The sequence below is a fragment of the Bacillus cereus group sp. MYBK101-2 genome (genome assembly GCF_051918845.1).
GTDB lineage: Bacteria > Bacillota > Bacilli > Bacillales > Bacillaceae_G > Bacillus_A > Bacillus_A paranthracis.
Genome location: NZ_JBQAIE010000002.1, coordinates 363172 through 375132, shown reverse-complemented (window position 1 = coordinate 375132; position 11961 = coordinate 363172). Strand labels below are relative to the sequence as shown.

Here is an 11961-nt window from a genome sequence, read left to right as displayed (position 1 = left end):
TGCACCTAAACCGAAAATAAAAAGAGCCTTGTAGATAAAATATACCTACAAGGCTCTTTAGTAGCGTGTAGGTACAACGGGAATAACCCTTGCACCTACACGTTTTCACGCTAGGTTCAAGGGCTTTATGTATGATGATGTAGTTGTGTAAGCATTTTAATAGATTGCATTGTTTTCATAATACTTACTCCCTTTCTCCTCTAATTTTTACATAGTATATAATACTTAATTCTGAATGTAAATACATTTTAAATATTCCGTTATCTTTTAATATACAGCTACCCTTCTTTCATACTCTTTTATTTCTTGTTCATATTGCATTGTAATACTAATTTCATCTAAACCATTTAATAATTTCTCTTTCCACATTTTCTCGATTGTAAAATGAAACCTGTGCGTACTTGTTGTAATTACTTCATTCTCTAAATCTACTTCTATTTGTTCTCTTGCATCCGTTTTGGCAAGCTTTTCTCGCATTTCTTTATCCATTACAATTGGTAACATACCATTCTTCATACAATTCATATAAAAAATATCTGCAAACCCTCCCGCGATAATTACGCGGAAACCATAATCAGCAAGTGCCCAAGGTGCGTGTTCTCTTGAAGAACCACATCCAAAATTATCACCTGTAATTAATATACTTGCCCCTTTTCTATCTGGTGCATTAAGTGGGAAATTAGGGTTTTCGTTTCGTTCATTATCATATCGCCACTCATCAAATAAATATTTTCCAAACCCCGTCCTTTCAATTCTCTTTAAATATTGCTTCGGAATAATTTGATCTGTATCAATGTTATCATTCATAAGTACTGCGGCAGTACCTTTATGAATACGAAATGGCTCCATCATAACTCTCCTTTCTAGTATCAACAAAATGACCATATAACGCAGCTGCTGCCGCCATTGCTGGGCTAACTAAATGCGTTCGTGCTCCTTTTCCTTGCCTCCCTTCAAAATTACGATTTGAAGTTGAAGCGCAATGCTCTCCTTCAGGTACTTGATCTGGATTCATTCCAAGACACATGGAACATCCAGGTTCTCTCCATTCAAATCCCGCTTCTTCAAATATGTGATGTAGTCCTTTTTGCATCGCCGCGTCCCTTACTCTTTTCGATCCAGGCACAACGAGTGCTCGCACACCTTCTTTTACCTTTCTCCCTTTCACAACAGCTGCAGCAATTTCTAAATCAGAGAGCCTGGAATTTGTACAAGATCCAATGAAGACATGCTGAACTGGAATGTCATACGTACTTTGTCCAGGGCTTAATCCCATATAAGAAAATGCTCTTTCGTCATTTACATCATGTTTTTCTGGCAATTTCTCATCAATACGAACTCCCATACTCGGATTTGTTCCCCACGTAACGTATGGCGCTAAATCTGTAACATCTATCGAAATATGTAAATCATAAACTGCATCTGCATCTGTATAAAGTTCAGACCATTTCTTCTCGAAAGTTTCATAGTCTCTCGGTGCATATTTACGTCCTTTTACATAAGCAACTGTTTTTTCATCTGGCGCGATAATACCTGCTTTTGCTCCTCCTTCAATCGCCATATTACAAAGCGTCATTCTCTCTTCCATCTCCATAGCCTGAATCGTCTCTCCGTAAAATTCCATTACGTATCCAGTTCCAACTGCTACACCGTACTTTGAAAGGAGATGCAAAATAATATCTTTTGCGTAAACACCTTTCTTTAATTTTCCTTTTAGTTCAATTCCCATCGCTTTCGGTTTTCTTTGCCACAGCGTTTGCGTTGCCAATACATGTTCCACTTCACTCGTACCAATACCAAACGCTAGCGCACCAAACGCACCGTGCGTCGCTGTATGACTATCACCACAAACAATTGTTTTTCCTGGCTGCGTGAGCCCAAGTTCTGGCCCGATAACATGAACGATCCCCTGCTCTTCATCTCCAATATCCGCTAACGGCACCTGAAATTGTTTACAATTTTCCCGAAGTGTATCTAGTTGCTGCTTCGCAATGCGATCGGTAATATTCCAAACATCTTTCGTTGGAATATTATGATCCATCGTTGCGAATGTTAGATCTGGTCTGCGTACCTTTCGATTTGTAAGCCGCAAGCCTTCAAAGGCTTGCGGTGACGTTACTTCATGAACAAGGTGCAGATCGATATATAATAAATCTAATCCATTTTCATTTGTCGTAACTACGTGTTTTTCCCAAAGCTTATCTAGCAACCTTTTCCCCATTATCTTCCTCTCCCTACTAGCGCTTGCTCTTCCATTTCTTGCATTACTGCCTTCGTAAATGAAGTTGTCGTTTCAGTCCCCCCGATATCTGCTGTACATTTTCCTAATTTAAGGACTGCTGAAATCGCTTCTTCAATTGCACACCCTTCTCTCGTTAATCCGAACGATTGCCCAAGCATCATCGCAACAGAGCGCATCATCGCAATTGGATTTGCCTTATTTTTCCCGGCAATATCTGGCGCTGATCCGTGAATAGGCTCGTATAGCGAAGGGCCCTTTTCCGCGTGACTTGCTGACGGAAGCATTCCTAATGATCCAGCTAATACGGAAGCTTCGTCACTTAAAATATCCCCAAATAAATTTTCTGTTACAATTACATCAAACCGTCCTGGATTCCGAATTAACTCCATAGCAGCTGCATCTACTAAAATATGTTCTAGTTCAACATCTGGATAACGAAGTGCTACTTCTTCTGTTACAGTTCTCCATAGTTTACTAGATTCTAAAACATTCGCCTTATCAATAGATGTTACTTTTTTCTTCCGTTTACTTGCTAATTGAAAAGCATAAGAAACGATACGTTCAATTTCATGGCGATGATACGTAAGTGTATCCGTTGCTACTTCGTCGGTTCGTTCTTTCGGATAAGAAAAATAAATCCCACCTGTTAATTCACGAACGACAACGAAATCAATTTCATCAGCCTTTTTTAATGGCGATAAATGTGCCGTTGCACTTTCTACCGTTACAGGGCGAACGTTCGCAAATACACCGAGTCCTTTTCTTAAAGCTAATAATCCTTTCTCTGGTCTTTCTTTCGCACTATCCCACCTTGGTCCACCAACTGCTCCTAGTAAAACCGCATCACTTGCTAAACAAGCGGCAAGCGTTCGTTGTGGTAATGGTTGCCCATTTAAATCGATAGCACTCCCGCCGAAGTACTCATCTTGCAAATGAAAATGATGACCATATAACCTTTCTACCATATGCAATACTTCCTTCGCACTTTCCATAACTTCCGGTCCAACCCCATCACCAGCTAAACAAACGATACGTTTTTCCAATTTCAACACCCCTTTTAACTGAATTTTCAGAACTTTAATTTGATAGATGAGAATAGCCCCTCTCACCTATCAAACACTTATTTCACAAGCTGGATAAAAGATTTCAATTTCCCCGCTGCGTGGACATATGCTCTCGCCGACGCTTCCAATACGTCTTGCGCAACACCAAAACCTGATACTTGATGTGTTCCTTCTTTTAATTCAACATGAACATGAGCCAGTGCATCTTGACCTTGTGTAATAGATTGTATGCGATAATCCGCCAATTCACATTCTAATCCTAAAATTCTTTGGATTGCATTATAAATTGCTTCAATACTACCAGAGCCAGTAGCTGCATCTTCGAATACATTTCCTTCCTCATCTTTTAGTACAACTGTCGCACATTGTGTACTATTTGATACGAAATGTACTTGCAGTTGCGTAATATTATATTGCTGAGCCGCAAATGCTGCTTCACCAAGCATAAGTGCTCGTAAATCTTCCTCCGTAATTTCCTTCTTACGATCAGCTAATTTTTTAAACGCTTCAAACACTGCATCTCGTTCTTCCTTTGTAAATTCATAGCCAAGCTCTTTCATTTTTTCTGTAAACGCGTGACGTCCAGAATGTTTTCCAAGTACAAATAAGTTTTGAGATTCGCCTACTAGCGCTGGTTCAATAATTTCATATGTTGTCACTTCTTTTAATACACCATCTTGATGAATGCCTGATTCATGAGCGAATGCATTCGCTCCAACAATCGCTTTATTTTTCGGTACAACCATACCTGTTAATCTGCTTACTAATGTACTTGTCGCTTTAATTTCTTTTAGCGTCATAGAAGGCTCTGCTTGATAGAAATCTTTTCTAATATGAAGAGCAACTGCAACCTCTTCTAACGCCGCATTCCCTGCTCTTTCACCAATTCCATTAATTGTTCCCTCTACTTGCAATGCTCCCCCTTCAACTGCAGCTAACGAATTTGCTACAGCCATTCCAAGGTCATCGTGACAATGACAAGAGAAAATTGCTTTTTCATATGAAGGAACGGATTCTTGTAAGTACTTAAAAAGAGAATAATATTCTTCTGGATTCGTATATCCAACTGTATCTGGAATGTTAATTACATTGGCTCCTGCACGAATCGCAACTTCTACTGCCTCAGCTAAAAAATCTCTTGCTGTTCTTGTCGCATCTTCTGCAGAAAATTGTACTGTTGGAAATAATGATTTTCCAAGTGTAACAGAACGATGAATACTATCTAACACATCCTCTTTTGACATACAAAGTTTATATTTCATATGAATATCACTCGTAGCTAAAAATACGTGTAAACGGGGAGATACCGCACCTTTCACAGCTTCATATGCTCTTCGAATATCGCTTTCTTTCGCTCTAGCTAAACTCATAACTGTAGCATTTTGAATTGTATTTGCGATACGTTTTACCGATTGAAAATCCCCTTCGGAAGCTGCTGCAAAGCCAGCTTCCATAACATGAATCCCTAGTCTTTCTAATTGCCTTGCAATTTGCAATTTCTCTTGTTCATTTAAATTCACTCCTGGTGATTGTTCGCCATCACGTAGCGTCGTATCCATGAACAAAATCTGCTTCATATTATTTCATCCCTACCTTTACTCGCGGCTGTACGAAAGGCATCATTTCACGTAATTTACGTCCAACTACTTCGATTTCGTGTTCATTCTCTTTCTCATTTGTCGCATGGAAATTCGGTCTTCCTGCTTTATGCTCTGCAATCCAACCTCTTGCAAATGTACCATCTTGAATTTCTGCTAGCACTGTACCCATCGCTTTCTTCGTATCTTCCGTTACAACGCGTGGCCCTGATACGAAGTCGCCCCACTGCGCTGTATCTGAAACTGAATATCTCATATTTTCAAGTCCACCTTCATACATAAGATCAACAATAAGTTTCAGTTCATGTAAACATTCAAAATATGCAAGTTCCGGCTGATATCCCGCATCAACTAACGTTTCAAATCCAGCTTTTACTAGCGCAGTTACTCCGCCGCAAAGTACAGCTTGCTCTCCAAATAAGTCTGTTTCTGTTTCTTCTTTAAATGTCGTTTCTAATACACCAGCTCTCGTCGCTCCAATTCCATCGGCATAAGAAAGTGCCTTTTCAGTCGCAACTCCTGTTGCATCTTGGTATACTGCAAATAATGCAGGAACAGCTCCTCCTTCAGCAAACGTACGACGAACTAAATGTCCCGGCCCTTTTGGTGCTACTAAAAATACATCTACATTCGCTGGTGGTTTCACTTGATCAAAGTGAACATTAAATCCGTGTGCAAAAACGAGAGAATTTCCTGCCTGTAAATTTGGCGCAATTTCCGCTTCATATACTTCTGGTTGCAGTTCATCTGGCAGTAAAATCATTACTACATCAGCCTGCTTTGCTGCTTCTGCTACTGTATATACAGAAAATCCATCTTCTTTCGCTTTATCCCAAGACTTCCCTTTTCTTAAACCTACTACTACATCAAATCCGTTATCACGTAAATTTTGCGCATGCGCATGACCTTGCGAGCCATATCCAATGATTGCTACTTTCTTTTCCTTTAATACATTTACCGTTACATCTTTTTCATAATAAACTTTTGCCATTTTCATTTCCCCCTATATTTAAATGATTATTGAATTAACATAACTTGCTTATCTTGTTTTTTCATACTACGCGTAAAAGCTGTTACACCTGTTCTTGCAATTTCTTTCAAACCGTATGGACGAAGTAATTCAATTAACGCTTCTACTTTCTCCTGTGTACCTGTTACTTGCACAACTATGGAATCCTTCCCAACATCTATTACAGCGGCTCGAAACGGTTCAATTAAACTGTATAATTCTGCTCTTGCTACTGATGTTGCTACTTTAATAAGTGCGAGTTCTCTTGCAATCATCGCTTCTTCTGTAATATCTGATACTTTCAAAACATCAATTTGCTTATGAAGTTGTTTAATTAACTGCTCTACTTGCTGTTCATTTTCAACGTGTACAACAATCGTCATCCGCGATATGTCCGATGATTCCGTATGACCTACTGAAATACTTTCAATATTAAAATGTCTTCGTGTCATAACACCTGTAATTCGGTTTAACACACCACTTTGATTTCGAACTGTTGCTGTAACAATTCTCTTCACCTTTTTTCCACTCCCTCCATTTGGTGAACACCTTTCCCGGGCGCAACCATCGGCATTACCTTTTCTGATTGAAGTACACGGCAATCAATTACAACTGGCTCTTGTAATTGAATTGCATGCTGCAATTGTTTCTTTGCAAGAAGTGGATCATCTATGCGAACTCCTTTTATGCCATACGCATTCGCAAGAGCAACGAAATCTGGTTGACACGATAGTAAAGAGTGCGAATATCTTTTGTTATAAAATTCATCTTGCCATTGTCTTACCATCCCTAAAGCTTCATTATTTAAAATAAATACTTTAACAGGTAAAGAGTGTTCTTTTAACACACTTAATTCTTGCAGAGTCATTTGAAATCCAGCGTCACCAACAATTGCAATAACTAATTCATCAGGCTTTGCAATTTGGGCACCAATTGCTGCTGGAAATCCGAAGCCCATCGTTCCTAGTCCTCCTGAAGTTACCCATTTATCTGGATTTTTCAGCGGATAATATTGGGCTGCCCACATTTGATGTTGCCCCACATCTGTCGTTACAATCGCTTCTCCCTTCGTAATTTCATATAACATATCAATTGCATATTGAGGCTTAATACTTTCAGAATTTCGTTTATAAGAGAATGGATACTTTTCTTTTCTATTCTTTAATAAAGAGATCCACTCATGATGATTTTCTTTGCTTCCTTCTGGTTGAAGTAATACTTGGAGCGCTTGCTTAGCACTTGCAACAATAGGAATTTCAGTCGGTACATTTTTTCCGATTTCTGCTGGATCAATATCGATATGCGCGACAGTCGCCTCTTTCGCAAAATAAGCTAAATTTCCAGTAAGACGATCATCGAATCTAGCGCCTATATTAATGAGTAAGTCGCATTCATATAACGCCATATTAGCTGTGTAAGAACCATGCATTCCTCCCATCCCTAGAAAAAGCTCTTCATCTGGCGGAAAGCCACCAAGACCAAGTAATGTATGCACAACAGGAATTTCGTATTTACGAGCAAAACTTGTTAATTCTTTCGAAGCTTTCGCATGCAATACACCTGCTCCAGCTAAAATTAATGGCTTGTTTGCAACCATAATTGCTTGTAATAATTTGTTTATTTGAAGTAGATTCGGTTCATAATTCGGGTTGTATCCTGGTAAATCCATTTGCGCATCACTACATCGTTCGCCTTGCTCTACTACCATATCTTTCGGAAGGTCAATAACGACTGGCCCTGGTCTTCCTGTTCTAGCAATATGAAATGCTTCTTTAATAATTCGAGGTAAATCTGAAGCCTTTCGCACTTGATAATTATGTTTTGTCACCGGCATCGTAAGCCCCATAATATCGGCTTCTTGGAAAGCATCACTTCCAATTAACGTTGTTGCTACTTGCCCTGTAAATACAACAAGTGGTAATGAATCAATCATCGCATCTGCTAGACCAGTAATCACATTTGTAGCACCTGGTCCACTCGTTGCAATGACAACCCCTGGATTGCCAGTAATTCTGGCATACCCTTCAGCAGCGTGAATAGCACCTTGTTCATGTTTCGTTAAAATATGCGGAATTTCACAGTCATAGAGTGCATCATAAAGAGGTAAAACAGCACCACCAGGATAACCGAAAATCACTTCTACTCCTTCCTTTTCTAGCGCTTCTAACAATAGCTGTGCACCAGTTGCCAGTTTCTCTTCCGTTTTTGAAGACATTGTTCTTATAAGCCCCCTTTTCAAAACTTTTATCAATAAAAAAAATCCTACGTCCACACTCCAGCTATGTGCTGAAGGGACGAAAGATTTCGCGGTACCACCCTTCTTTGCAAGAATACTCTTGCCTCAGTGACTCATAAAATGAGTCTAGCTAATAACGGAGCTACCGTCTAAGCCTAGACAAATGCTTCAGCTTAGCACTCAAGGGCGATGTTCGTCGACGTGAACCATCGGTTTCCAGCAACCACCGACTCTCTGTGAGGCTTCACAATCAACTACTCCTCCCTCTCAACGCTTTCTTATGTTATAAAAAGTTGTTATCCAACTTTATTTTCTTCGTAAATTTTCTCTCCATCTTTTATAACTAACTTTCGGAATTCTTCTAATAAACGATTCGTATGTGGACCTGTTTGCCCTAAACCGATCGTTCTACCATCTACTGTCGTAACAGCAATTACTTCCGCAGCCGTTCCTGTTAAAAATACTTCATCAGCTACATATACATCATGTCTTGTAAATAGCTCTTCTCTAACGTCATATCCAAGTTTTTCACCGATTTCTAAAATAGCGTTTCGTGTAATACCTTCTAACGCTCCAGCAGAACTTGGCGGTGTAATTAATTTATTTCCTTTTACAATAAACACGTTATCTCCTGAGCCTTCAGCTACGTATCCTTGATCATTTAACATAAGCGCTTCTTGTACTCCAGCCAATTTCGCTTCGATGCGAACTAAAATATTGTTTAAGTAATTTAAAGATTTTACTTGAGGCGACAATACATCTGGGCGGTTTCGGCGCGTTGCAACTGTTACAACTGGAATCCCTTTTTCATAATACTCTTGCGGGAATAAAGATAGTTGCTCTGCAATTACGACTACATTCGGTTTCGTACAAGAATCAGGATCTAACCCAAGATTTCCTGCTCCTCTCGATACAACTAGGCGAATGTATCCATTAGATAATTTATTTTGTCGAATCGTCTCAACAACAATATTCGTTACTTCATCTAAAGAATATGGAATTTCTAACATGATGGATTTTGCTGATTCATATAACCGGACAAGATGCTCTCTCAAACGGAAAACATTACCGCTATAGACTCTAATTCCTTCAAATACTCCATCTCCATATAAATAACCATGATCATATACTGATACTTTTGCCTCGTCTTTTGGAACAAATTCTCCATTTAAGAAAATCCATTGCTCGTTCACTGGAAAGCGCCTCCTATGTTCTATGAATTTTTTATTGTTTCCTAGTTTACTCTCCTTTCTAAATAAATCAAGTGAATTTTTAGAAAATTTATAATTTTTATTCGTACGTACATCTTTAATTATATTGATTTAACAACATTGTTAACGTTTACAAAAAGTCAAAAAATTTTTTTCGTCAATTTCCATTAAAAAAATATTTGCTTAAAAGAAGGATTTTCGTCAATTGATACGAATCTATTGTATTCAATAAACGGACGTCCGTTTTTATAAATTCGGGAATATACAACGACTTTTGCTGAAAAAGGGGGGAAATAGTAAAAATAACGCTGTCTAAAAATAACATTCATATTTTCCATTTCGGAATCATAATCCTATTTTTAAAAAACAATTTGTCAAAATGAAGGAGGAAATCAATATGGCGTGTGTACAAATTAAAGGAACGAGACAAGAGGTAGTAGAAATGCTTCAACTATTTGATCTAATGGATACGAAAGGTTTTTGTAAATTCGATAATTATGTAGAGGTAGAACCAAATAATAAAAAACATAACAATTTTATTGCTTCCATCGACATCCATTCAAATACTTCTTCCTCCCAAGATACTTTAAACGATCAATTCGTAAGCCAAATGCTTACTGGTGTATATAACGACTAAACAAATAAAGTGAAATTTTAATCAGTGGGGGTTTTCTTCATCCCCCACCTAACTTCTTTGCTTTCGCTGCATTTTGAGGTGGGGGTCTTACTGCCCATTAAAGTCGGCTAAATGTATCCTACCATCTTTCATAAATATATGCGATGTACTTGAGCATACTAGCAACTAGATGGTAGGAGGTGAGAATTATGGCTAGAATCGGTGTTGAAAACTCGCTAACAGATGTTCAGCAAGCTCTTAAGCAACAAGGACATGAAGTCGTTCCCCTTAACTCCGAACAGGATGCACAAGGATGCGACTGTTGCGTTGTAACTGGGCAAGATTCTAATATGATGGGTATTGCAGATGCATCAATTAAGGGTTCAGTAATTACAGCTCATGGTTTAACAACGGATGAAATTTGTCAACAAGTTGAAAGTCGCACTTAAAAAATGAAAGAGGACCCCTTTTGAAAAGGAGTCCTCTTTTTTATATTCACCTAACGGGAAAGTAACATATACTGGATGAAAGCCCTACCTCTCTCTCATCATTACGGTTCCACTGACCGCTCCTTGATTCACTAGTATACCTATAAAGCCTATAATTATAATTTATAGGGTTTGTTCACAAAAGTTGTTGGTAAGATTACCCGATCTTTCGCAAACTTTTCGTATTATATTTATAAGATTTATTTACTTTACACTAGCTGTAACCGAGACACGAATTAAAATTTTAACATCAATACGATAACTTGTCAACATTTTTTACAAATTTAAAACAGACAGTAACGGTTTGTCTGTTTTAGAATGGAGCTTTTTCTTTTATTACATATACAACAAAGCCGCTTACTAACATACATAAGCCAACTACTAAGTTTTTGATATTAATCATAAATTCCTCTCCCTTATTCCACACATCATATATATTTACAGTTCATTTATTCCGATCATCATAAAGCACACTTGTTCTAATATATCATAATTCCTAAAAAATGCAAGTTCACTTTTGACGATTATTTACAAATTTATCTACAGTGCTTGGTACAGTATTTAAAGCCTTCTCAATTAAATGTGTACTACTATTGAGGTGCAATACTTGCACACCGTTAGAACCAACTACTAAAAAAGCAACTGGGCTAATAGAAACCCCAGCCCCGCTCCCGCCTCCAAATGGATGACTTTGTTTGTGCTCTTTATGTTGCCCTTGTCCGTTCTTATGTTTTTCGGAAATAAAATCACCTTTAAAATCACTTCCGCCAGCTCCAAAACCAAAGGCCACTTGAGATACTGTTAATACTACATTTCCGTCAGCTGTTGAAACCGGGCTGCCAACAATTGTATTTACATCTACCATCTCTTTTAAATTTGTCATTGCTGTTTTCATTAAATTTTCAATTGGATGTTCCATTATGTATTGCACCCTTTCCTCATTATTCTTTTTTATACTTTCCAAAATAGAGGAAGTCATACTAACTTTTCCTATTTCAAAAAAACAATCTTCACCTTTTAAATGGATATTACTCCCTGTACATACTCGGATAAAAAGGGAAAAGAGATACATACTACTATTGAACCCTGTTATGAAAGGAGTCATGACTTTGACTGAGAAATTTGATGAGTATAAAAAAAGAGATAGAATAGATAGTGATTATAGTGACTATAAAGAAGAATATGCAGCTGAGGTTGCACCACAGCGCATTGATTATGATTACGATGAGAAGGAACATAAAGATGATGTAAGATCGTCCGCTGCTGGATCAACGGCTGGCTTTATCGCTCTTGCCTTATCTATCTTATCACTTTTCACCTTCCCAACATTATTTGGTCTTGTTTCTGTACTACTAGGTATTTACGCTTATAACCGCGGAGCTACTGTAACTGGTGGTATCGCTGCGATTGTCGGCGGAATTGCAGCACTCATTGCAATTTTATTCCGAGTAGCGCTTATCGGCTTATTGTTCTCCCTCTTTTAAAAAGAAAAAGGTA

Annotated in this window: 13 protein-coding genes and 1 other annotated feature; of the genes, 3 read left to right on the top strand and 10 right to left on the bottom strand. The window is 38.2% G+C overall.

Annotated features, from left to right (window positions below; all coding sequences use genetic code 11):
- Window positions 1-267 precede the first annotated feature (267 nt).
- The 8 genes from leuD to ilvE form a co-directional block, all read right to left on the bottom strand.
- Window positions 268-849: a 3-isopropylmalate dehydratase small subunit gene (gene leuD / locus ACTFSI_RS07245; RefSeq protein WP_071724158.1), complete on the bottom strand. Its 582-nt coding sequence runs from the start codon at window positions 847-849 to the stop codon at window positions 268-270.
- Window positions 827-2221 (bottom strand): 3-isopropylmalate dehydratase large subunit, encoded by a 1395-nt coding sequence (leuC, locus tag ACTFSI_RS07240; protein WP_138322264.1) that lies wholly within the window; start codon window positions 2219-2221, stop codon window positions 827-829. The genes leuD and leuC overlap by 23 nt, the downstream gene beginning before the upstream one ends.
- Window positions 2221-3285 carry a 3-isopropylmalate dehydrogenase gene (gene leuB, locus ACTFSI_RS07235; protein ID WP_000415369.1) on the bottom strand — a complete coding sequence of 355 codons (1065 nt, stop codon included), beginning with the start codon at window positions 3283-3285 and terminating at the stop codon, window positions 2221-2223. The genes leuC and leuB overlap by 1 nt, the downstream gene beginning before the upstream one ends.
- A 77-nt stretch (window positions 3286-3362) precedes the next feature.
- The gene (leuA, locus tag ACTFSI_RS07230) at window positions 3363-4883 is read right to left on the bottom strand and encodes a 2-isopropylmalate synthase (RefSeq protein ID WP_138322265.1); all 1521 of its coding nucleotides are present in this window, start codon (window positions 4881-4883) and stop codon (window positions 3363-3365) included.
- A gap of 1 nt (window position 4884) precedes the next feature.
- Entirely contained in the window at window positions 4885-5895 is a 1011-nt protein-coding gene (ilvC, locus tag ACTFSI_RS07225; RefSeq protein ID WP_001151733.1) for a ketol-acid reductoisomerase, read from the bottom strand.
- Window positions 5896-5921: 26 nt separating this feature from the next.
- Window positions 5922-6431, bottom strand: coding sequence for an acetolactate synthase small subunit (ilvN, locus tag ACTFSI_RS07220; protein ID WP_000822948.1), 510 nt, complete (start codon window positions 6429-6431; stop codon window positions 5922-5924).
- Window positions 6428-8128: an acetolactate synthase large subunit gene (ilvB, locus tag ACTFSI_RS07215; protein ID WP_138322267.1), complete on the bottom strand. Its 1701-nt coding sequence runs from the start codon at window positions 8126-8128 to the stop codon at window positions 6428-6430. Before ilvB ends, ilvN begins: the two co-directional genes overlap by 4 nt.
- A 72-nt stretch (window positions 8129-8200) precedes the next feature.
- Window positions 8201-8429 (bottom strand) — a binding site (T-box leader).
- Between the two features lie 16 nt (window positions 8430-8445).
- Window positions 8446-9342: a branched-chain-amino-acid transaminase gene (gene ilvE, locus ACTFSI_RS07210; RefSeq protein ID WP_138322268.1), complete on the bottom strand. Its 897-nt coding sequence runs from the start codon at window positions 9340-9342 to the stop codon at window positions 8446-8448.
- A gap of 415 nt (window positions 9343-9757) precedes the next feature.
- Here ilvE and ACTFSI_RS07205 point away from each other — a divergent pair, with 415 nt between their 5' ends.
- Together ACTFSI_RS07205 and ACTFSI_RS07200 are read left to right on the top strand one after the other, a co-directional pair.
- On the top strand, window positions 9758-9997 hold the full coding sequence (locus ACTFSI_RS07205; protein ID WP_000752510.1) for a DUF3911 family protein: 240 nt from the start codon (window positions 9758-9760) through the stop codon (window positions 9995-9997).
- Between the two features lie 188 nt (window positions 9998-10185).
- Entirely contained in the window at window positions 10186-10425 is a 240-nt protein-coding gene (locus ACTFSI_RS07200; protein ID WP_000101003.1) for a YkuS family protein, read from the top strand.
- A gap of 352 nt (window positions 10426-10777) precedes the next feature.
- On the opposite strand, the gene ACTFSI_RS07195 is transcribed toward ACTFSI_RS07200, so the two are convergent.
- Together ACTFSI_RS07195 and ytfJ are read right to left on the bottom strand one after the other, a co-directional pair.
- Window positions 10778-10867: a hypothetical protein gene (locus tag ACTFSI_RS07195; RefSeq protein ID WP_000608225.1), complete on the bottom strand. Its 90-nt coding sequence runs from the start codon at window positions 10865-10867 to the stop codon at window positions 10778-10780.
- A gap of 108 nt (window positions 10868-10975) precedes the next feature.
- A complete protein-coding gene (gene ytfJ, locus ACTFSI_RS07190; RefSeq protein ID WP_002071000.1) occupies window positions 10976-11443 on the bottom strand; it encodes a GerW family sporulation protein in 468 nt (155 codons plus the stop codon).
- A gap of 112 nt (window positions 11444-11555) precedes the next feature.
- Here ytfJ and ACTFSI_RS07185 point away from each other — a divergent pair, with 112 nt between their 5' ends.
- A complete protein-coding gene (locus ACTFSI_RS07185) occupies window positions 11556-11948 on the top strand; it encodes an imidazole glycerol phosphate synthase (protein ID WP_001997037.1) in 393 nt (130 codons plus the stop codon).
- The last annotated feature ends 13 nt before the right edge of the window (window positions 11949-11961 follow it).

Bases quoted from the DNA above. Each gene is read 5' to 3' on its own strand.
- leuD (WP_071724158.1), bottom strand. From the start codon at position 849: ATGGAGCCATTTCGTATTCATAAAGGTACTGCCGCAGTACTTATGAAT.
- leuC (WP_138322264.1), bottom strand. From the start codon at position 2,221: ATGGGGAAAAGGTTGCTAGATAAGCTTTGGGAAAAACACGTAGTTACG.
- leuA (WP_138322265.1), bottom strand. From the start codon at position 4,883: ATGAAGCAGATTTTGTTCATGGATACGACGCTACGTGATGGCGAACAA.
- ilvC (WP_001151733.1), bottom strand. From the start codon at position 5,895: ATGGCAAAAGTTTATTATGAAAAAGATGTAACGGTAAATGTATTAAAG.
- ilvB (WP_138322267.1), bottom strand. From the start codon at position 8,128: ATGTCTTCAAAAACGGAAGAGAAACTGGCAACTGGTGCACAGCTATTG.
- ACTFSI_RS07205 (WP_000752510.1), top strand. From the start codon at position 9,758: ATGGCGTGTGTACAAATTAAAGGAACGAGACAAGAGGTAGTAGAAATG.
- ACTFSI_RS07200 (WP_000101003.1), top strand. From the start codon at position 10,186: ATGGCTAGAATCGGTGTTGAAAACTCGCTAACAGATGTTCAGCAAGCT.
- ACTFSI_RS07195 (WP_000608225.1), bottom strand. From the start codon at position 10,867: ATGATTAATATCAAAAACTTAGTAGTTGGCTTATGTATGTTAGTAAGC.
- ytfJ (WP_002071000.1), bottom strand. From the start codon at position 11,443: ATGACTTCCTCTATTTTGGAAAGTATAAAAAAGAATAATGAGGAAAGG.
- ACTFSI_RS07185 (WP_001997037.1), top strand. From the start codon at position 11,556: ATGAAAGGAGTCATGACTTTGACTGAGAAATTTGATGAGTATAAAAAA.